The organism is Kitasatospora sp. NPDC056273 (assembly GCF_042268845.1).
GTDB lineage: Bacteria > Actinomycetota > Actinomycetes > Streptomycetales > Streptomycetaceae > Kitasatospora.
This window is the reverse complement of the sequence record NZ_JBHJSJ010000053.1, coordinates 45,567-64,218: the sequence shown is the minus strand read 5'-3', so window position 1 is coordinate 64,218 and position 18,652 is coordinate 45,567. Positions and strand designations below refer to the sequence as shown.

The 18,652-nt window shown below is 72.3% G+C and carries 17 protein-coding genes; 9 read left to right on the top strand and 8 right to left on the bottom strand.

What is annotated here, in order from left to right:
- Positions 1–150 precede the first annotated feature (150 nt).
- Positions 151–1,107 (top strand): methylmalonyl Co-A mutase-associated GTPase MeaB, encoded by a 957-nt coding sequence (meaB, locus tag ACFCY1_RS33245; RefSeq protein WP_074001458.1) that lies wholly within the window; start codon positions 151–153, stop codon positions 1,105–1,107.
- A gap of 82 nt (positions 1,108–1,189) precedes the next feature.
- Here the strand turns inward: meaB and ACFCY1_RS33240 are convergent, their stop codons facing one another.
- From ACFCY1_RS33240 to ACFCY1_RS33220, 5 genes are all read right to left on the bottom strand, one after another.
- Positions 1,190–1,705 carry a MarR family winged helix-turn-helix transcriptional regulator gene (locus ACFCY1_RS33240; RefSeq protein WP_049651450.1) on the bottom strand — a complete coding sequence of 172 codons (516 nt, stop codon included), beginning with the start codon at positions 1,703–1,705 and terminating at the stop codon, positions 1,190–1,192.
- A 40-nt stretch (positions 1,706–1,745) separates the two neighbouring features.
- Positions 1,746–2,555 carry an AIM24 family protein gene (locus ACFCY1_RS33235; RefSeq protein ID WP_049651462.1) on the bottom strand — a complete coding sequence of 270 codons (810 nt, stop codon included), beginning with the start codon at positions 2,553–2,555 and terminating at the stop codon, positions 1,746–1,748.
- A 263-nt stretch (positions 2,556–2,818) separates the two neighbouring features.
- Positions 2,819–3,469 carry an AIM24 family protein gene (locus ACFCY1_RS33230; RefSeq protein WP_049651451.1) on the bottom strand — a complete coding sequence of 217 codons (651 nt, stop codon included), beginning with the start codon at positions 3,467–3,469 and terminating at the stop codon, positions 2,819–2,821.
- A complete protein-coding gene (locus ACFCY1_RS33225) occupies positions 3,469–4,107 on the bottom strand; it encodes an AIM24 family protein (protein WP_074001459.1) in 639 nt (212 codons plus the stop codon). Before ACFCY1_RS33225 ends, ACFCY1_RS33230 begins: the two co-directional genes overlap by 1 nt.
- A gap of 104 nt (positions 4,108–4,211) precedes the next feature.
- Positions 4,212–5,009, bottom strand: coding sequence for a DUF2127 domain-containing protein (locus ACFCY1_RS33220; RefSeq protein ID WP_375876982.1), 798 nt, complete (start codon positions 5,007–5,009; stop codon positions 4,212–4,214).
- Positions 5,010–5,249: 240 nt separating this feature from the next.
- On the opposite strand from ACFCY1_RS33220, the gene ACFCY1_RS33215 reads away from it, so the two are divergent.
- The gene (locus ACFCY1_RS33215; protein ID WP_049651454.1) at positions 5,250–5,624 is read left to right on the top strand and encodes a DUF3817 domain-containing protein; all 375 of its coding nucleotides are present in this window, start codon (positions 5,250–5,252) and stop codon (positions 5,622–5,624) included.
- Between the two features lie 155 nt (positions 5,625–5,779).
- On the opposite strand, the gene ACFCY1_RS33210 is transcribed toward ACFCY1_RS33215, so the two are convergent.
- Both ACFCY1_RS33210 and ACFCY1_RS33205 read right to left on the bottom strand, forming a co-directional pair.
- Positions 5,780–7,402: a M4 family metallopeptidase gene (locus tag ACFCY1_RS33210; protein WP_375876981.1), complete on the bottom strand. Its 1,623-nt coding sequence runs from the start codon at positions 7,400–7,402 to the stop codon at positions 5,780–5,782.
- Positions 7,403–7,856: 454 nt separating this feature from the next.
- Positions 7,857–9,488, bottom strand: a complete 1,632-nt coding sequence (locus ACFCY1_RS33205) for a M4 family metallopeptidase (protein WP_375876980.1) — start codon at positions 9,486–9,488, stop codon at positions 7,857–7,859.
- Between the two features lie 497 nt (positions 9,489–9,985).
- Between ACFCY1_RS33205 and ACFCY1_RS33200 the strand changes: the two genes are divergently transcribed.
- The 3 genes from ACFCY1_RS33200 to ACFCY1_RS33190 all read left to right on the top strand — a co-directional run bounded on the left by ACFCY1_RS33200 (position 9,986) and on the right by ACFCY1_RS33190 (position 12,897).
- Positions 9,986–10,522 (top strand): MarR family winged helix-turn-helix transcriptional regulator, encoded by a 537-nt coding sequence (locus tag ACFCY1_RS33200; RefSeq protein WP_049651457.1) that lies wholly within the window; start codon positions 9,986–9,988, stop codon positions 10,520–10,522.
- A 76-nt stretch (positions 10,523–10,598) separates the two neighbouring features.
- The gene (locus ACFCY1_RS33195) at positions 10,599–10,940 is read left to right on the top strand and encodes a DUF3817 domain-containing protein (protein WP_049651458.1); all 342 of its coding nucleotides are present in this window, start codon (positions 10,599–10,601) and stop codon (positions 10,938–10,940) included.
- A 271-nt stretch (positions 10,941–11,211) separates the two neighbouring features.
- Positions 11,212–12,897, top strand: coding sequence for a methylmalonyl-CoA mutase (locus tag ACFCY1_RS33190; protein WP_049651459.1), 1,686 nt, complete (start codon positions 11,212–11,214; stop codon positions 12,895–12,897).
- A gap of 73 nt (positions 12,898–12,970) precedes the next feature.
- Here the strand turns inward: ACFCY1_RS33190 and ACFCY1_RS33185 are convergent, their stop codons facing one another.
- A complete protein-coding gene (locus tag ACFCY1_RS33185; RefSeq protein ID WP_079271888.1) occupies positions 12,971–13,636 on the bottom strand; it encodes a TetR/AcrR family transcriptional regulator in 666 nt (221 codons plus the stop codon).
- 365 nt (positions 13,637–14,001) lie between these two features.
- Here ACFCY1_RS33185 and ACFCY1_RS33180 point away from each other — a divergent pair, with 365 nt between their 5' ends.
- The 4 genes from ACFCY1_RS33180 to ACFCY1_RS33165 all read left to right on the top strand — a co-directional run bounded on the left by ACFCY1_RS33180 (position 14,002) and on the right by ACFCY1_RS33165 (position 18,585).
- The gene (locus ACFCY1_RS33180; RefSeq protein WP_375876979.1) at positions 14,002–15,003 is read left to right on the top strand and encodes a tetratricopeptide repeat protein; all 1,002 of its coding nucleotides are present in this window, start codon (positions 14,002–14,004) and stop codon (positions 15,001–15,003) included.
- A gap of 742 nt (positions 15,004–15,745) precedes the next feature.
- Entirely contained in the window at positions 15,746–16,408 is a 663-nt protein-coding gene (locus ACFCY1_RS33175) for a DUF6230 family protein (protein ID WP_049651461.1), read from the top strand.
- Between the two features lie 132 nt (positions 16,409–16,540).
- Complete coding sequence (locus ACFCY1_RS33170; RefSeq protein ID WP_375876978.1) at positions 16,541–17,209, top strand: DUF6114 domain-containing protein; 669 nt, start codon at positions 16,541–16,543, stop codon at positions 17,207–17,209.
- A complete protein-coding gene (locus tag ACFCY1_RS33165; protein WP_375876977.1) occupies positions 17,206–18,585 on the top strand; it encodes a hypothetical protein in 1,380 nt (459 codons plus the stop codon). Before ACFCY1_RS33170 ends, ACFCY1_RS33165 begins: the two co-directional genes overlap by 4 nt.
- Positions 18,586–18,652 lie beyond the last annotated feature (67 nt).

The following is an 18,652-nucleotide window of genomic DNA, read 5'->3' as shown; positions in this document are numbered from 1 at the left end:
AAAACCCAAAAAATCCCGGGGCCCGTTTCTTTTGTTTAACCCCCACGGCGGGCGGGGGGCGCGCCCCCACGCCCGCCCGGGCCCACCCCGGGGCGGCGCCCGCCGGGGGGGGGCCCCCAGCCCCTTCGGCATCCGCGCAAGGAGCTCCTGATGATCGATGTCGCCACGCTGGTCGAGCAGGCCCGGGCGGGCCGGCCGCGGGCGGTCGCCCGGCTGATCACGCTGGTCGAGAACGCCGCGCCGCAGCTGCGGGAGGCGATGGCCGCGCTCGCGCCGTACACCGGGCGGGCGTACACGGTGGGCCTGACCGGCTCGCCCGGGGTCGGCAAGTCGACCTCCACCTCGGCGCTGGTCTCCGCCTACCGGCGGCTCGGCAAGCGGGTCGGGGTGCTGGCCGTCGACCCGTCCTCGCCGTTCTCCGGCGGCGCGCTGCTGGGCGACCGGGTCCGGATGCAGGACCACGCGACCGACCCCGAGGTGTTCATCCGCTCGATGGCCACCCGCGGCCACCTCGGCGGGCTCTCCTGGACGGCGCCGCAGGCGCTGCGGGTGCTGGACGCGGCCGGCTGCGAGGTGATCCTGGTGGAGACCGTCGGGGTGGGCCAGTCCGAGGTCGAGGTCGCCGCCCAGGCCGACACCACCGTGGTGCTGCTGGCCCCCGGGATGGGCGACGGCATCCAGGCCGCCAAGGCCGGGATCCTGGAGATCGGCGACGTCTTCGTGGTCAACAAGGCCGACCGGGACGGCGCCGACGCCACCGCGCGGGAGCTCAACCACATGCTGGGCCTCGGCGAGGCGCGGGAGGCGGGGGACTGGCGTCCGCCGATCGTCAAGACCGTCGCGGCCCGCGGCGAGGGCGTGGACGAGGTGGTCGAGGCGCTGGAGAAGCACCGCGCCTGGCTGGAGGAGCACGGCGAGCTCGCCGCGCGGCGCCGCCGCCGGGCCGCCGAGGAGATCGAGGCGATCGCGCTGGCCGAGCTGCGCGCCCGGATCGGCGACCTGCGCGGGGACCGGCACCTGGCCGTCCTCGCCGAACGCGTCGCCGAGGGCGCCCTGGACCCGTACGGCGCCGCCGACGAACTCGTCGCCGGCCTGACCCGCGGCTGACCCGGGCCGGGCGCGCGGGCCCGCGAACCGTTTCCGCCCCGCCGCGATCGGATCGCGGCGGGGCGGAGTGGTGCGTGGGGTGCTACGGCTTGCCGCGCAGGCCGCGGAGGTGTTCGGCGACGGGGGCGAGGGCCTGGTACATGTCGTCGAGCTGCTCCGGGGTGAAGCGGTCGATGAAGTGGGCCCGGACGCTGCGCACGTGGTCGGGGGCGACCCGCTGCATGGTCTCCCAGCCGTGTTCGGTGAGGTGGGCGTAGAGGCCGCGGCGGTCGCCGGGGCACTCCTGGCGCAGCACCAGGCCGGCGTTCTCCATCCGGGTGATCTGGTGGGAGAGGCGGCTCTTCGACTGGAGGGTGGCGGTCGCGAGGTCGGTCATCCGCATCCGGCGGTCCGGGGCCTCGGAGAGCACGACCAGGATCTCGTAGTCGTTGATCGCGAGGTTGTGTGGCTGGAGTTCGCGGCTGAGCTGGTAGTCCAGCAGCTTGGCGACCTCCAGATGGGCGCGCCACATCCGCTGCTCCCTGGCGGTCAGCCAGGGAGTCTCCTCCTCGGGCTGCGACGGAGGGGTGTCCGCGGTCTCGATCGTGTGCGTATCCATGCCCTCTAGCATAGCCGATTTAGTTCAATCTTGTACAAGTTTACAGACCGAAACGTCGTCCGAGGTCGCCCAGGTTACCGAGCCCGGGGATGTTGGGGTTGCCGCCGCCGTGCCCGGCCGTGCCCGGCTGGGACGGCACGCCGCCCACCGGGACGCCCGCCTCGGCGTCGACCGCTCCGACCGACCGCTCCGCCATCAGCTTCTCGCTCGACTGCAGCAGCACCTGGCCGGCGCCGATGAACTCGAACTGGTGCTCCTCGCCGGAGGCCCCGCCGATGCCGGTCAGCCGGCGCAGGCCGCCGATCAGCCCGTGCATGTAGTCGTGGTCGTAGTGGTGGCACGGCGCCGGGCAGTCCGCCCAGCCGACCAGCGCCTGCGGGTCCACCCGGATCGGCGGCTCGACGAAGTGCACCGGGCCGTTGGAGGCGGCGACGAAGCGGCCGGTGCCGATCAGGGTCAGGAAGCCCGGGATGATCGACTGCTTGAGCCGCAGCGTCGGGTCGAAGGCCAGCAGGTTGCCGGAGCGGACGGTCAGGTTGCCCTCGTCCAGGTCGTACGAGTTGAGGTCGAACGCCCGGTCGGCCAGCAGCAGTTTGCCGCGGCCCTCGGCGACCACCCAGTCCGCCGCGTGCATCGGCGAGTTGAAGTGCTGGCCGAGCACCCGGTCGACCGCCCCGGCGCCGACGCCCTTGAAGGTGATGTCGCCGTAGTAGGCGACCATCTTGCCCTTCTGGAGGAAGTAGGAGCCGTTCAGGTCGACCGAGAAGGCGTACGGGTTGACGTTGTCGCCGGCCGGCAGGCTGTGGGCGTCCCACACCACCGGCCCGGTGCCGCCGTGGCCGGTCGGCAGCGGGGCCAACGGGCCGCCGAACTGCTCCTGGGCGTACGGCTGTTGCTGGCCGTACGGCTGCTGGGGCGGCTGCTGGTACTGCTGCTGGGGCTGGTGGCCGGGCGGGGGCGGCGGGTAGCCCTGCGGCGGGGGCGGCGGGTACCCGCCGGGCTGCGGGTAGCCCGGCTGCGGGCCGTACCCCGGCGGGGGCGGCGGGGCCGCGAAGCCGGGCTGGGTCGGCTGGTTGTGCGGCGAACCGTACGGGGGCTGCGGCGGGTAGGACATCAGAGCTTCTCCTCGCTCGCCTGGACGTACACCGCGCCCTGCCCGGACAGTTCCAGCTGGAACGCCTCGCCCGAGCCGCGGCCGATCATGTCGCGCCAACCCAGCGCCGTGGAGAGCTTGTTGCGCACGTCGCCGCGGTGCGCCACGTACGCCTGCGGGTCGACGTGCACCGACTGGCCGGGGGTGATCGGCAGCTCGAAGACGCCGCCGTGGGCCATCACCGCGACCGAGCCCTGGCCCTCCAGCTTGGTGGTGAACAGGCCCTGTCCGGTGACCTGGCCGCGGACCATGCCCATCACCCCGCCCTGCGAGCCCATGAACATGGTGGACTGCCGCAGCGTGCCCTCGAAGGCGAGCAGCCGGTCCGCCTCGACGTACAGGGTGTCGCCGAACAGGTCGATCACGTGGACGTGGTGGCCGCCGTGGCCGAACATCACCCGGCCCTGGCCCTCGACGGTCATCAGCGGGGTGTCCTCGTTGGCCACCCGGCGGCCGATCATCGACATCACGCCGCCCTGCCCGCCGGTGATGTTCGGCGTGAAGCGGACGTCGCCGCTGTACGCGAGCATCGCGCCGCGCTGGCTGAACAGCCGCTGCCCGGGCACCACCTGGGCTTCGACCATCTTCCCGTTGATCTTCGTGAAGCCCATCAGACGTCGCCCCCGATGGTGGCCTTCTCGGAGGGCTGGACGTACACCAGGCCCTCGCCGGTGAACTCGATCTGGACGGCCTCGCCGCCGCCCTCGCCGATGATCGTGGTCCAGCCCGCGCCCGACTTCAGGCTGCGCTGCAGGGTGCCGGTGTGCGCCACGTACGCGCCCGGGTCCACCCGCAGCGGCATGCTCTTGTCGACCCGCAGGATGACGGCCGGGCCGTTGGAGGTGACGGCCGCCCAGCCGTGGCCCTCCACCTTGGTGGTGAACAGGCCGTTGCCCGAGGACATGCCGTTCAGCCCGGTGAAGCTGGTGCCGGTGTGCAGGGCGGACTCGGTGCAGAGCAGGTTGTCCGACTCGACGTACAGCGTCTCGCCGTTCAGCCGCACCAGGCTGATCTCGGTGGCCTTGTCGGCGAAGTAGCAGGTGCCCTGCCCCTTCACTTCCATGACCGTCATCTTCTCGCCGGTCAGCCGGCGGGTGACCATGCCGCGCAGGCCGTCCCCGCCGCCGGTCAACTTCTTGAAGGCCATCTGCCCGGTGTAGGCGACCATCGAGCCGTGTCGCGCCTTGACGGCGTCGCCGCCCAAGTCGACGGCGAGCACGCGCGATCCCTGGAGTCTGAACTGTGCCACGGCCGCAATCTAGCCGCTGCGGCCGTGGCGCGGGGAGGGTGCGTGGGCCGACTGGTACCGGTCTGGGACAAACGCGCCGGTCACGCCCGGCGCACGCGCCCCGGTCAGGCCCGGGCGTGCGCCCCCTGTCCGGGGCTCGGAACGGTGCCGGCCGCCTGCTCGACCTCCAGCAGCGAGGCCGAGTGGCGCTCCGCCTCGAAGGCCACCACGCCGCCGCGCAGCCCGAACAGGCGCTTGGAGAGCATGATCCAGAGCACCGCCGCGATGTTCAGCACCAGGGTGCAGATCTTCAGCGCGCTGACGTGGTGGCTCAGCTCGTAGCCCTCCAGCGGCAGGAAGGCCGCGGTGGCGACCACCGTCAGGTACTCGGCCCAGCGCTTGTTCAGCCAGAGGCCGACCGCCTCGACGATCTCGATCACCGCGTAGGCGATCAGCGCGCCCGCGACGATCAGCAGGGTGCTCTTCTTGAAGTCGAAGGTCTTGCGGATGGTCTCGACGATCGGGGCGTGTTCGAGGTCCCAGTGGAAGTGGTCGGTGACCGGCCTGAACACCGTGAGGTTCTCGTCGAAGACCCGGTGCACCGCGTCCTGGCTGTTGGAGAACTTCCACACGGCCCAGGCGACCACGATGATCAGCAGTCCGCGCAGCACCCGCTCGACGGCCAGGAAGCGCAGGATGAACAGGTCCCGCAGCGCCTTGCCGCGCGGCACCAGCGGCGCTTCGTCGGCCGGGCCGGAGCCGTGCGGGGCGCCCAGCGCGAAGTCGCCGCAGCGCAGGCAGCGCCAGGCGTCGCCGAGGGCGGTCGACGCGTGCAGCCGGGAGGCCAGCTCCGGCTCCGTCGGCGCGTAGGTGGCGTGGCCGCGCTTGGCGCAGGTCCTGCGGTCCCAGTCGCGCTTGAACATGTGGTGAGTACCCCCCGTGTGCGATGCCTCGGCGCCCGGATCGGTGGGCGCGCGGGCAGCAGGATAGGGGTTCCCGGTGACGGGCGGTCGCGCTCGGTGGCGTTCCGGCACAGAGCTGTGACAGGGCGGGCGGCCGCCGGACGGGCTTCGGGCAGGCGCCGGGCCGGCCGCTGTGAGATGGGGCACGGCGGCCACCCCCGGCCGGGGTCCCGTCCGTGGGCTCGGCGATAATGGGCCGGAATGCTTGTGAGTCGCTTCACAAGCGAGCCCGCGCCGCCGACCCCCCATATCGAGGTATCCATCGTGAACAGCAGCGCCGTCCACCGCCTGCGCCTGGTCTCCGGCCCCGAAGGGGTCTCCTTCATCCTGCTGCTGATCTGCTCGGTGCTGAAGCGGACGACCTCGTTCGACGCCGTCCCGGTGATGGGCATGGTGCACGGCGTCCTGTTCATCCTGTACGTGGTCTTCTGGATCCAGGCCTGGCAGGCGCAGAAGTGGGACGCCAAGCGCGGCGTCCTGATGTTCGTGCTCGCGGTGCTGCCCACCGGCGGCTTCTTCGCCGAGCGGATGCTGGCCAAGGAGGAGCGGGGCGAGCTGAAGCCCGCCACCGCCTGAGCCGGCCGCCCGGGCCCCCGCTCGGGCTCCGGCCTCCTCGTGGACGGTCGACAGGCTGCCACGGCCTCCTCTCCCAAAGGGCCGCGGCAGCCTGTCGCCGTTTCTTACCGGGGGTGGCTCGATTTCCCACCGGTTCCTACCGGGGGTGGCGCGGGTCAGCTGACGTTGACGCCGCTCCAGGCCGCCGCGACCGCGTTGTACTCGGTGCTGGAGGCGCCGTACAGGTCGGTGGCGGCCTTCAGGGTCGCGGTGCGGGCGGCCTTGTAGTTGGTGGTGGAGGTCATGTAGACGGTCAGCGCGCGGTACCAGATCGCCGCCGCCTTGGTCCGGCCGATGCCGGTCACCGTCGAGCCGTTGGAGGTCGGGCTGTTGTAGCTGACCCCGTTGATGACCTTCGCCCCGCTGCCCTCGGCGAGCAGGTAGAAGAAGTGGTTGGCGACGCCCGAGGAGTAGTGGACGTCCTTGTTGCCGACCGTGGAGGACCAGTAGTCGGCCGAGGCGCCGTCCTTGGACGGCTTGTCCATGTAGCGCAGCGGCGTGCCGTTGCCGTTGATGTTGAGCTTCTCGCCGATCAGGTAGTCGCCCGGGTCGACCGAGAGGTTGGCGGACCACTCGACCATGGTGCCGAAGATGTCCGAGGTGGCCTCGTTGAGGCCGCCGGACTCACCGGAGTAGTTGAGGTTCGCGGTGGCGGAGGTGACGCCGTGGCTCATCTCGTGGCCGGAGACGTCGATCGCGGTCAGCGGGTGGGTGTTGCCGGAGCCGTCGCCGTACGTCATGCAGAAGCAGGAGTCGTCCCAGAACGCGTTGACGTAGTTGGTGCTGTAGTGGACCCGGCTCGCCGCGCCGACGCCGTTGTTCTTGATGCCGTTGCGGCCGAAGGTGTTCTTGTAGTAGTCCCAGGTGGCCGCCGCGCCGAACTGGGCGTCCACGGCGGCGGATTCGCGGTTGGAGGCCAGGCCGTTGCCGAAGCTGTTGGTGGTGTTGGCGACGAGCGTGCCGCTGCCCGAGGTGCCGCCCTTGAGGTCGGTGGTGGACTGGTTGCCCCGGGAGGCGTCCTTCAGCTGGTAGGAGCTGCCGCTCTGGGTGGTGGTGAGCGAGACGCTGCCGACGTTGACGCCCTTGCCGGTGCCGGTGGCGGTCTTCACCTGCTCGTCGGTGGAGAGCACCTGGCCGGTGGCGGCGTCGGTGACGACCACCTGGCGGCTCGGGGTGCCGTCCGCGCGCTGGCCCTCGACCGTGGTGCGGTGGGCCAGTCGCGGGGTGCCGTCGGCGGCCCAGACGACCAGCTCGGGCGCGCCGGCGCCGTCGACCCGGCTGAGCGCGGCCTCCTCCTGGTCGGCGGCGCCGACCGTGGCCCGCACGGCGGCGGCGGCCTTCTCGGCCGCCTGGGGCGCGGCGAGGCCCGGGGTCAGGCTGGGCACGGACAGCTGTCCGGCGAAGGCCCGGTCGACGGACCTCACCGAGCCGTCGGCCTTCTGGTGGACGACCAGGTCGCCGCCGAGCACCGGCAGGCCCGCGTAGGTCCGGTCGTACCGCAGGTGGCGGGTGCCGTCCTTGTCCACCACCACGTCCTTGGGCACCAGCTTCTCCTGGCCGCCGAGGGCGAGGGCCTGGGCGACCGGGGCGCTCTGCCCGGAGGCCAGCGCGAGCAGCGCGGACTGCTGCTGGGCCGGCGAGGGGGCGGCGGCCTGGGCGGGGACGGCGGCGATCTGGATGACGCCGGCCAGCAGTGCGGTGGCGGAGAGTACGGCTCCGACAGTCAGCTTTCGCTTCACGTGCGGGGGTTCCTTCCACGAGACCCGCGGGTGCGTGCGGGTGCGCCGCGTACCGGGGCGCCGGGGTTGGCACCTTGGGGGCGGTAGGGCGCGGACGTGCCGGTCCCGTGCGGTACCTGACGATCCGCCGGAAACGGGTGGGGCGGCGGATGGTCGGACGGGACTTGGTCAGAAGCATGACAATCGTTGGCAGGGATGGACAGGGCGCCTACCGGGATTGGCCAAGAACCGCCAGTGCCGGTACGGATGGTTCGGTTGCCGCCCATTGCCCGGTTTCGGCGGTTCGTCCCCCTGGCGGGACTCCGCCAGCCGGACGGCCTTGACAGCCCCGGGCGGCTCGGGCGGCCCCGGACGGTCTCGACGGTCCGGGACGGCCCGGGCTGCCGCCCGGAACGGCGGACGCCCGGGACCTCCTGCCGGAGGCCCCGGGCGTCCGACGCGCCTGTGCGGTACGTCAGTTGACGTTGACGGCGGCCCAGGTCGCGGCGACGGCGCTGTACTCGGCGCTGGAGGCGCCGTACAGGTCGGCGGCGGCCTTCAGGGTGCCGGTGCGGGCGCCCGCGTAGTTGGTGGTGGAGGTGAAGTAGGTGGTCAGCGCGCGGTACCAGATCTGTGCGGCCTTGTCCCGGCCGATGCCCGCGAGCGTGGAGCCGTTGGAGGTCGGGCTGTTGTAGCTGACGCCGTTGATGGTCTTCGCGCCGCTGCCCTCGGACAGCAGGTAGAAGAAGTGGTTGGCGACGCCCGAGGAGTAGTGGACGTCCTTGTTGCCGACGGTGGAGGACCAGTAGTCGGCCGAGGCGCCGTCCTTGGACGGCTTGTCCATGTAGCGCAGCGGGGTGCCGTCCCCGTTGATGTTGATCAACTCGCCGATCAGGTAGTCCGGCTTGTCGGAGGGCAGGTTGGCGTAGAACTCGACCATCGTGCCGAAGATGTCCGAGGTGGCCTCGTTCAGGCCGCCGGACTCGCCCGAGTAGTTGAGGTTGGCGGTGGCGGAGGTGACGCCGTGGCTCATCTCGTGGCCGGCCACGTCGAGTTCGGTGAGCGGGTGGGTGTTGCCGCTGCCGTCGCCGTACGTCATGCAGAAGCAGGAGTCGTCCCAGAACGCGTTCACGTAGTTGGAACCGTAGTGGACCCGGCTGGTGGCGCCGACGCCGTTGTTCTTGATGCCGTTGCGGCCGAAGGTGTTCTTGTAGAAGTCCCAGGTGACCGCCGCACCGTACTGGGCGTCCACGGCGGCGGACTCGCTGTTGGAGGACAGGCCGTTGCCGAAGCTGTTGGTCGTGTTGGCGACCAGGGTGCCCGAGCCGGAGGTCTTGCCCTTCAGGGTGTACGTGGCCTGGCCGCCGCGGGTCGCGTCCTTGAGCTGGTAGCTCGAGCCGCTCTGGGTGGTGGTCAGCGGGACGGAGCCGACGAAGACGCCCTTGCCGGTGCCGGCGGCGGTCCGCACCTGCTCGTGGCTGGAGAGCACCTCGCCGCTCGCCGCGTCGGTGACCAGCAGCTGGCGGCTCGGGGTGCCGTCGGCGCGCTCGCCCTCGACCGTGGTGCGGTACGCCAGGCGCGGGCTGCCGTCGGTGGCCCACACGACCAGCTCGGCCTTGCCGGTCTGGTGCACGGCGGTCAGCGGGGACTCGTCCTTGTCGGCGGCGATGCCCACGGTGGACTGCACGGCGCCGGTCGCCTGGTCGGCGGCCTTGTCGGCGGGGATCTGCGGGGTGAGGCTCGGCAGGGCGATGGTGGCGCCGGTGGCCTTGTCCACCGAGGTGGTCGAGCCGTCGGCCTTCTGGTGCACCACCAGGTCGCCGCCCAGGACGGGGAGGCCGGCGAAGGTGCGCTCGTAGCGCAGGTGGCGGGTGCCGTCGGCGTCCACCACGGCGTCCTTGGCCACCAGTTGCTCCTGGCCGCCCAGGGCCAGGGCGTGCGCGACCTTGCCGGCCTGGCCGTTGGCCAGGGCGATCAGGTCGGCGCGCTGCTTCGCGCCCTGGGACTGCGGGGCGGGGTCCGCGACGGCTGCGGTGCTCACCTGGACGACACCGGTGAGCAGGGCGGTGGCGGAGAGTACGGCGACTGCGGCGAGCTTTCGCTTCACGAACGAGTCCTTCCGGAAAACCGCGAGCGGGCGCGGTCGCGCGGCGTTCCGGGGGCCGGGGACGGCACCTGAGGGGCGGAACGGGCGCTGACGTGCGGGCCCCGTGCGGACTGAGCGGCTTCGCCACCGGTGGGTGGGGGTGGTGGCTGCCGAACGGGGTTGATCGAAAGCATGACAATCGAGCAAATCAAATGACAGGTCTTGCTCATGAATTGGCCAAGTCCCGCCACGGCGGAGGAATGTGAACGGATGGACAAAAGGGGCAAATCGTCCTGGTTTGCAGCGGGTTACCGTCCGAACCGAAGCCTGGTGGCGCGGCGCCGGGCCGCTCCGGGGTCAACCCCGGTGCGCCGGTGGCCCGTTGCCGCACGTTCACGTCGGCGCAATGTCCTGGTATGGACCTGGCCGTCCGATTGGCGGGTTCCCGCCACGTGTTGCGCTTGTCCACCATCAGGACGCCTGGTAGCACACGTCCCGTCCGCCGGTACGGTAAGGAGGTGGCCAAGCCCCTCGCTCTCGACTTCGACCCGATCGCCCGCGCCGACGAGCTGTGGACCCGCCGTTGGGGCGGGGTCCCCTCGATGGCGGCGATCACCTCGGTCATGCGCGCGCACCAGATCCTGCTCTCCCGGGTGGACGCGGTGCTCAAGCCGTACGGGCTGACCTTCGCCCGCTACGAGGCCCTGGTGCTGCTGACCTTCAGCCGGACCGGCGAGCTCTCGCTCTCCAAGATCGGCGAGCGGCTCATGGTCCACCCGACCAGCGTCACCAACACCGTCGACCGCCTGGAGCGGGCCGGCCTGGTCGCCCGCCGCCCCAACCCGCTGGACGGCCGCGGCGTGCTGGCCGCGATCACCGGGCGCGGTCGCGAGGTGGTCGAGGAGGCGACCCGGGAGCTGATGGCGATGGAGTTCGGGCTGGAGGAGTACGACGCCGAGCAGTGCCACCAGGTGTTCGAACTGCTCAGGCCGCTGCGGATCGCGGCCGGCGACTTCGCCGAGCCGTCCGAGGGGGCTGCGAAGGGCCGGGCGTGAAGGCGGCTACCCTCGTGTGAGCGGTGCGCGGATCCGGGCGTACCGGCGGACCGTGCCGAGCGAGGCGAGGAAGATCATGAAGGCGACCCCCCTGCTGGGCTGGTACCGGGCCCTGGCCATTGCGACCGGTACGGCGCTGCTGGTGTTCTGCGGCTTCATGGTCGCGAAGTACGGCTTCGACGCGGCCAAGGACGTGACCACGTACGTCGCGATGCTGCACGGCTACCTCTACATCGGGTACTTCGTGGTGACCTTCATGCTCGGGCAGAAGCTGAAGTGGCCGATGGGCCGGCTGGTGCTCACCCTGGCGGCGGGCTGCATCCCGTTCCTCTCCTTCGTCTTCGAGCGCAAGGTGGCCCGCGAGGCCGCCGAGCAGCTCCCGGCGGGCGGCGGCGCCCGCCAGCCGGCCGGCGTCTGAGCCCCGGGCTCCGGCTTCCGGGCTCCGACTCCCAGGTTTCGCGAGAGCGCCCCTTCCCCGACCGGGGGAGGGGCGCTCCGGCGTTCCCGGGCCCCGTTCGGGCGGCTCCCGGGGCCCCGGGCCGGATCCCGGGTCCCTTTCGGGGGATCGCGGGCCGTGCGGGCGGGTTGTCCATCGACAAGTACTAGGACGTCCGAGTAAATTGTTAGGACGTCCTACTAGCTGTGCCGCCCCGTCGCCGCGGCGGCCGTACGGAGCGGAGTTCGGGATCATGGACGCCGAGGAGATCGAGCGGGGCCGGCAGCGCTGGCAGCAGCGGTACGACAAGGCCCGCAAGCGCGACGCGGACTTCACCACCCTCTCCGGCGACGAGGTCGAGCCGGTCTACGGCCCGCCCGCCGGGCAGGCCTACGAGGGCTTCGAGCGGATCGGCTGGCCGGGCGAGTACCCGTACACCCGCGGTCTGCACCCGACCGGCTACCGGGGCCGCACCTGGACCATCCGCCAGTTCGCCGGCTTCGGCAACGCCCAGCAGACCAACGAGCGCTACCGGATGATCCTGGACGCGGGCGGCGGCGGCCTCTCGGTCGCCTTCGACATGCCGACCCTGATGGGCTACGACTCGGACGACCCGAAGTCGCTCGGCGAGGTCGGCCACTGCGGTGTGGCCATCGACTCGGCCGCCGACATGGAGGTGCTGTTCGACGGCATCCCGCTCGGCGGGGTCACCACCTCGATGACGATCAGCGGCCCGGCCGTGCCGGTCTTCTGCATGTACCTGGTGGCCGCCGAGCGCCAGGGCGTGGACCCGGCGGTGCTCAACGGCACCCTCCAGACGGACATCTTCAAGGAGTACATCGCGCAGAAGGAGTGGCTCTTCGCCCCCGAGCCGCACCTGCGCCTGATCGGCGACCTGATGGCCTACTGCGCCGAGGGCATCCCCGCGTACAAGCCGCTGTCGGTCTCCGGGTACCACATCCGCGAGGCCGGGGCCACGGCCGCGCAGGAGCTGGCGTACACCCTCGCGGACGGCTTCGGCTACGTCGAGCTGGGCCTCTCCCGCGGCCTGGACGTGGACGTCTTCGCGCCCGGCCTGTCCTTCTTCTTCGACGCGCACCTGGACTTCTTCGAGGAGATCGCCAAGTTCCGCGCCGCGCGCCGGATCTGGGCCCGCTGGATGCGCGAGCGCTTCGGCGCCAAGACCGACAAGGCGCAGTGGCTGCGCTTCCACACCCAGACCGCCGGCGTCTCGCTGACCGCGCAGCAGCCGTACAACAACGTGGTCCGCACCGCCGTCGAGGCGCTGGCCGCGGTGCTCGGCGGCACCAACTCGCTGCACACCAACGCCCTGGACGAGACCCTGGCGCTGCCCTCCGAGCAGGCCGCCGAGATCGCCCTGCGCACCCAGCAGGTGCTGATGGAGGAGACCGGCGTCGCCAACGTCGCCGACCCGCTGGGCGGTTCCTGGTACGTCGAGGCGCTGACCGACCGGATCGAGCAGCAGGCCGAGGCGATCTTCCAGCGGATCCTGGACAAGGGCCGCGAGGACCACGAGATCGGCCCGATCACCTCCGGCATCCTGCGCGGCATCGAGGAGGGCTGGTTCACCGGGGAGATCGCCGAGGCGGCCTTCCAGTACCAGCAGTCGGTGGAGAAGGGCGACAAGCGCGTGGTCGGCGTCAACTGCCACCCGCGCAGCGTCACCCCGGAGCTGGAGATCCTGCGGGTCAGCCACGAGGTCGAACGCGAGCAGGTCCGGGTGCTGCGGGAGCGCAAGGCGGCCCGGGACGACGCGGCCGTCCGGGCCGGGCTGGACGCCATGCTGGCGGCGGCGCGCTCGGGCGAGTCGATGATCCCGCCGATGCTGGACGCGGTGCGCGCCGAGGCGACGCTGGGCGAGATCTGCAACGCGCTGCGCGAGGAGTGGGGCACGTACCAGGAGAACGCGATGTTCTGAGGCCGCGGCCGACGCGGAGCCGCCGTACGGGATCCCGTACGGCGGCTCCGCCGTGTCTCCGGCCGGGGTGCGCTCAGCCCGCGAGCATCGGTCCGAGCAGCAGGTCGGTGAAGCGGCGGGTCCACTCCGGGGTGATCGGCTCGCCGCTGACCAGGACGCGGTGTTCGACGGTGCCCGCGATGGTGTCGAAGATGATGTCGACCTCCTCGCGGGCCGAGGTGTCGTCGGTGTCCGCCTCCAGCTCGCCGCGGGCCTGGGCGGCCGCCCGGCCCTGGCGGACCAGCCGCTTCTGCGGGTCCACGATGGCCTCGCGGATCCGCCGCCGCAGCTGCCGGTCGCGGGTGCCCTCGGCGAACAGCGCGAGCAGCGCGGCCTGGGTCTCCGGGCGGGCCAGCAGGTCGGCGAACTGGGCCACCACGGCCTCGATGTCGGCCCGCAGGCTGCCGAGGTCGGGCATCACCAGCTCGTCGAAGAGGGTGGCGACGGCGTCCACCACGAGCTCGTTCTTGGACGGCCAGCGGCGGTAGAGGGTGGTCTTGGCGACCCCGGCCCGGCTCGCCACGTGGCCCATGGTCAGTCCGCCCCAGCCGAGTTCGGCCAGGGTCTCGCGGGTGGCGTCGAGGATGGCGCGGTCGGCGGCGGCGCTGCGCGGGCGGCCCTTGGCCCGGGCGGTGCCCGCGGGCGCCGGGCAGTCCTGGTGCGTGCCCTGCGGGCTCGCTGGGGGCTGGGCGGCCGGCACCGGGCCTCCTTGCGCTCTACTGGTAAGTAACTTGGGTGGGGCTGGTAACGGTAGCGACTGTTCGTCCGTTCGGGCAGCGGGGCACCCCGGGAAAGTGGGGCAGGTCACGTCCCCGAACCACCGGAGGGGCTTGCGGCCGGGCCACCGGCTCCAGTTACGCTACGACTCGTAGCGAAAGCAGTGACAACCAGGCGCCGCGTCCCGTGGGACGGGAGCGGCGCGGGCGCGGGTGGGGATCCGCGCCGAACGGTCCAGGCTACCGGGGGAGGGGCACGGCGCCCGGGAACCCGCACCGCGCGGTCCGCGCGGGGCGACTTTCCGGAGGTTGGTGCCCGCGAGCAGCGCGGACGGGGGAGGATGGTGCCATGCAGCCACGGAATTCGCGTCTCAACAGCTCCGCCCTGCGCGGTGCGGTCGACCTCGCCGCAGTGAAGGCGGCCGGCGAAGCCGCCCAGAAGGCCGAGCAGGCCCGGGCCGAGCGGGCTCGTCAGGCGTCCGCCGCCGATGCGGACGGAGCCGCCCCCGCCCAGACCGCCCACCAGCTCGTCATCGACGTCACCGAGGACACCTTCGAGACCGAGGTCGTCCAGCGCTCCACCGAGGTGCCGGTCGTCATCGACTTCTGGGCCGAGTGGTGCGGGCCCTGCAAGCAGCTGAGCCCGGTCCTGGAGGGCCTGGCCGAGGAGTACGCCGGCCGCTTCGTGCTCGCCAAGATCGACGTCGACGCCAACCCGCTGCTCTCCCAGCAGTTCGGCATCCAGGGCATCCCGGCCGTGATGGCCGTGGTGGCCGGCCAGCTGGTGCCGCTGTTCCAGGGCGCGGAGAGCGCCGCCAACATCCGTCAGATCCTGGACCAGCTGATCCTGGTCGCCGAGCAGCGCTTCGGCGTGGCCGGCCTGGCCGGTGGCGCGGCCGCCCCGGGCGAGGCCCCGGCCGCCGCCCCGCAGCGCCCCGAGGACCCGGCGCTGTCCGCCGCGCACGACGCGCTGGACGCCGGCGACCTGGGCGGTGCCATCCAGGCCTACCGGAACGTGCTGGCCGAGCAGCCGGGCAACACCGAGGCCAAGCTGGGCCTGGCCCAGGCCGAGCTGCTGAAGCGGATCGAGGGTCTGGACCTCCAGGCCGTCCGGGCGGCGGCCGCCGCCGACCCGAAGGACGTCGGGATCCAGCTCAAGGCGGCCGACCTGGACCTGGTCGGCGGTCACGTCGAGGACGCCTTCGGGCGCCTGGTGGCCACCGTCGGGCGGACGGCCGGCGAGGACCGGGACACCGCCCGGCTGCGCCTGCTGGAGCTGTTCGAGGTGATCGGCCCGGAGGACCCGCGGGTCGTCGCGGCCCGTACGGCGCTGGCGCGCGTGCTGTTCTGAGCCCGCTCCGGGCCGGTTCCCGGTCCGTCCCGAGCCGGTTCTGAGTCCGGATCAGGTCCGCTGCCTGGCACGGCGGATGACCTGCGGTGTCGCTGGTGATTTGGCGACAATCCGGTCAACTGAACAGAGGTTTACCAAATCTTGATTTCACCCGTGGGTGGTCACCTTGTGTGACCACCCATGGGTGTTTCGCTTGCGTTTCCGGCAGATTTCGCCGTCACGTTTCCTTCAAGACGTCACGCAGGGTGCAGCCCGGGTCGATTCCATGATCAACGCCACCTGATGTTGCATTACCCGTCAGTAAGGAACCTCTTGTGCTTCGCCCGGGATTCAAGCACGATCGGCCACGCCCGGTCCCGGGCTCCACACCCCGACCCCGGTCGGCCACGCGGAGCGCGGGATCCCCACCGGGCGGTCCGTCGGCCCCGGCCGGCGGGAGGGAGGGCAGGGGGGTATCCGCGGTCCCACGGCGGTTCCTGTCCTTCGACCGGCCGCGCGGCCCTGCGCGGTCGCTGGTTGTCGCTCGGGGGTGATCGCCGATGTCGTCGGTCCTGCCCGCCGCCCCGCAAGGACGGCCGGTGCTTGGACGGGAGGTCCGCTGCACGCGGGCCGCTCCCGCGTCCGACGACGCCCAAGGCGCTCTCCGCTACCGAGGACGTAGCTCTCTCCCATCCCAGGTCCCCACCGGTGCGGGACGCGCCGCCGGGGAGCCGGAGATGTACGTCCTAGAAGGAGGACTCGCATGTCCCAGACCTACGGCAAGACCCGCTGGAAGCGCTTCGCCCTGGTGATGGTGCCGAGCATCGCGGCCACCGCCGCGGTGGGCGTCTCGATCGCCAACAACGCGCTGGCGGCTTCGTTCAGCGTCTCCGGCCAGAGCTTCAAGGTCACCACGCCGGAGCTGCACGGCAGGAACTTCGCCCAGTTCGGCTCGATCGACGCGGAGTCGAACGGCACGCCGCACCCGGTCGCCGTCTCGGCCTTCGACGAGGCCACCATCAAGGGCCTCTGCCAGTCGGTGGTGACCGACCCCAACGTCATCCCCGGCCTGCCGTGGAAGCTGCCCAAGATCATCCTGCGTCTGGAGGCCGGCAACAGCGAGGACGTCAAGAAGCAGGTCTACGCCAAGAACCTGCTGATCGACCTCGACCAGCTGAACGCCGACGCCGAGTTCTCCAACATCAACATCGGCCAGGAGGCGTCGACCCTCAAGGGCGAGGCCACCCAGGGCTGGAAGTCCAAGCTCGGCGGCCTGCCGTCCGGTCAGACCGGCTTCGCACAGGCTGCCGAGAAGGCCGACCTGTACAACGTGCAGCAGACCGCCTGGGCCACCTCGGCCGGCACCTTCAAGCTCCCGGGCCTGAAGCTCGCGCTGCACACCGACGGTTCCGGCGAGTGCTACTAGGCCGTTGACGGCGGCGGGCCGGGCCCGGCCCGCCCGCCCCGACGGCACCCGCGGGACCGGGGACGGTGCGTGCGCCGTCCCCGGATCCCGTGTCTCCTCCATCCCTCGTTCACACCATCGAGGAGCTGCACCGTGTCCAGCGCCCTTGCCTCCTACCGGCCCGCCGAGCACGAGAACCCCGCCCAGTGGCTGCGCCGGGTGTTCCGTACGTTCCGTCGGACGCGGCCGTACTACGGCGGTCTGCTGGCCATGATCGCCGGCGTCCCGATCATGTACTTCCCGTACGCCAAGCTCTCGTTGGGCGGCATGACGGTGGCCATGGCCACCACGGCGGGTGCCGGGTCACTGATCATCGGCGTGCTGCTGATCGTGCTCGGGCTGACCGCCTGGTTCCAGCCGGCCGTACGGGTCTTCGCCGGCATCGCCACCACGCTGCTGACGCTGGTCTCCCTCCCGGTCTCCAACCTGGGGGGCTTCGGACTGGCCCTGCTGCCGGGCCTGATCGGCGGCGGGCTGATGGTCTCCTGGGCGCCGCTGCCGGAGCCCAAGGCCGCGAAGGCGGCCGGGCGCGGACGCTGGGGCCGGGCCAAGGGCGGCGCCGGGGACGCGGCGGCCGGGAACGCCGTGGCGCGGAGCGTCGCCACCGAGCCGGCCGCCGACGGCGCCGTCGAGGCGCCCACCGCCGAACTGCCCGCCCAGGGCGGGCCGCAGGCCGCCGAACCCGCGGCCGCCGTCCCGAAGCAGTCCGACACCGCGGACCGGAAGCGGGCCGGCGCCGTGGACCAGGAGGAGGCGCGGTGACCGGGCCGGCCGAGCAAGCCGACGGTACGACCGTTCCCGCGCAGCGCTCCGGCCGGCACGCGGCCCCGCGCACCCCCGTACGGGTCCGGCTGAGGGGCCGGGCACTGGCGCTGGCCGCGGTGCCGACCGCGCTGCTGATGGCCGCCGCCTACACGCCCAACCCGGCGGTCGCCGAGTCGGCGGCGGGCAAGCCCTGCGGCACCGCGCCGGCCGCCGTGCCGGACGTCGCGCCGGTCGAGACGCCGGTGCCCAAGAGCGAGCTGCCCGAGCCGCCGCCGGGCCCGTCCACGGCGCCGAGCACCGCGCCGAGTACCGCGCCGAGCACCGCGCCCACCGCCGGCCCCTCGACGGACCCGGGCTCGGTGCCGAACCCCGCACCGACCACCGGCCCGGCCCAGCAGCCGACCTCGCCGGTCAAGCCGTCGGCCGCCGCGACGCCCACCACCACCGGCCCGGCGGCCCGGGCGGGGCTGATCGACGGCCTCGTCGACGGCGTCAACCGGCTGCTCACCCCGAACGGCTCGCCGAGCCCGACCCCGGGCGGCGCCCCGACCACCACCCCCGCGGCGCCCGCCGGCCCGGCCGCTCCGGCCGCCCCCGCCCCGCACACCGAGGCCCCGCACCCGGACGCCCCGGTGCAGGCCCCGGCCGCCGCCCCGCAGGCCGCGCCGCCCGCGACCCGGCCCGCCGCCGACGAGCCCTCGCCCACCGCCACGCCGAGTGGCAGGGCGAGCGGCAAGCCGAAGCCCTCCGCGACCCCGTCCGCGGACGCCTCGGCGACGCCCTCCGCGGGCGCCTCCGGCAGCCCGTCCGGCACGCCGACCGAGAACCCCAACTGCGATGTGGACGCCCGGGGCCTGACCGCCGGCGCGCCCGCCCCCGGGCACGTCGTCCCGGAGCAGAACTGGACCCTGAAGACCAGCCGGCTCGCCCTGCACGGCGCGGCCTTCCACGGCGTCTACGACGTGAAGACCGTGACCGGCAGCAAGCGCGTCCTGAAGTTCGTGGTCGACAGCGTGGACATCGACAACCTCGACATGTCGACCCTGGAGGGCAACGGCGTCACCTTCCACGTCCAGGGCGCCCCGGGTTCCACCTCGACGATGCGCAAGGGCCCGGTCACCATGTACGTGGAGCGGCTGTCCGGCCACCTCTCCAAGGTGCTCGGCCTGCCGATCCCGATCGACCTGGGCGAGATCACCCTCACCCCGGACACCCTGCCGCGCTGGCTGTACGACCTGATCGGCTCCATCCCGATCCCGCTGGACCTGGAGCTGACCGGCGTCACCGCCAAGCAGGCCGGCCAGTTCGGCGGCACCCTGCGCATCCCCGGGATGCGCCTGTTCAACGACGACGCCCCCTACAGCGACAAGTAGCGGACGCCACAAGGACCGTGGGGCGGCCATCCGGAAGGAGGACCGCCCCACGGGCGTTCAGGCCTGA

Coding starts and splice junctions, on each gene's coding strand:
- meaB (WP_074001458.1), top strand. CDS start 151: ATGATCGATGTCGCCACGCTGGTCGAGCAGGCCCGGGCGGGCCGGCCG.
- ACFCY1_RS33240 (WP_049651450.1), bottom strand. CDS start 1,705: ATGGATACGCACACGATCGAGACCGCGGACACCCCTCCGTCGCAGCCC.
- ACFCY1_RS33230 (WP_049651451.1), bottom strand. CDS start 3,469: ATGGGCTTCACGAAGATCAACGGGAAGATGGTCGAAGCCCAGGTGGTG.
- ACFCY1_RS33220 (WP_375876982.1), bottom strand. CDS start 5,009: ATGTTCAAGCGCGACTGGGACCGCAGGACCTGCGCCAAGCGCGGCCAC.
- ACFCY1_RS33215 (WP_049651454.1), top strand. CDS start 5,250: ATGCTTGTGAGTCGCTTCACAAGCGAGCCCGCGCCGCCGACCCCCCAT.
- ACFCY1_RS33195 (WP_049651458.1), top strand. CDS start 10,599: ATGAAGGCGACCCCCCTGCTGGGCTGGTACCGGGCCCTGGCCATTGCG.
- ACFCY1_RS33190 (WP_049651459.1), top strand. CDS start 11,212: ATGGACGCCGAGGAGATCGAGCGGGGCCGGCAGCGCTGGCAGCAGCGG.
- ACFCY1_RS33180 (WP_375876979.1), top strand. CDS start 14,002: ATGCAGCCACGGAATTCGCGTCTCAACAGCTCCGCCCTGCGCGGTGCG.
- ACFCY1_RS33175 (WP_049651461.1), top strand. CDS start 15,746: ATGTCCCAGACCTACGGCAAGACCCGCTGGAAGCGCTTCGCCCTGGTG.